This window comes from Staphylococcus sp. 231237_7MaSpsaltlick (genome assembly GCF_043107035.1).
Window position 1 is genome coordinate 1 of record NZ_JBICNX010000434.1, and the last position, 398, is coordinate 398.

The 398-nt window shown below is 35.4% G+C and carries 1 protein-coding gene; it reads right to left on the bottom strand.

Annotation, left to right across the window (positions count from 1 at the left end; genetic code table 11):
• Positions 1 to 345 (bottom strand): transcriptional regulator (locus tag ACF91D_RS32225; RefSeq protein ID WP_392438774.1); only part of this gene is annotated, 345 nt, incomplete at its 3' end.
• Positions 346 to 398: the final 53 nt, after the last annotated feature.

Consider the following 398-nt stretch of genomic DNA (forward strand, 5'->3'; position numbering starts at 1 on the left):
GATAAAAAACTCATCAGCTATCTCATCCCCTGTGTATTCCTCACCATCTTCAGTCCAATACTTGAGTTTCATTATCTCAAAGGTTTCATCGCTCACGTTATCCAATAACTTATCGACACTAGATACAATATTGTCCAAGGCGTTATACTTCTTATCACTAAACTTCTTCAATGTCTCACGTTCAATTGGGTTCCCTGGTATGTTTGATTTACTTGAACCGATATTCTCAGGATCATGGTTCTCTAATAACTCATATCCTCTGAACCTTAATTCTTTACGGTAATGTTTTATGTTTTTGATGTACCCTTCAAGTTTCTTGATATCATGACGTTCTAATGTTTGCATCCAATACCTCCAGTTACTTCTTATCGATATATGCCTGTATATAATTCTTCAAG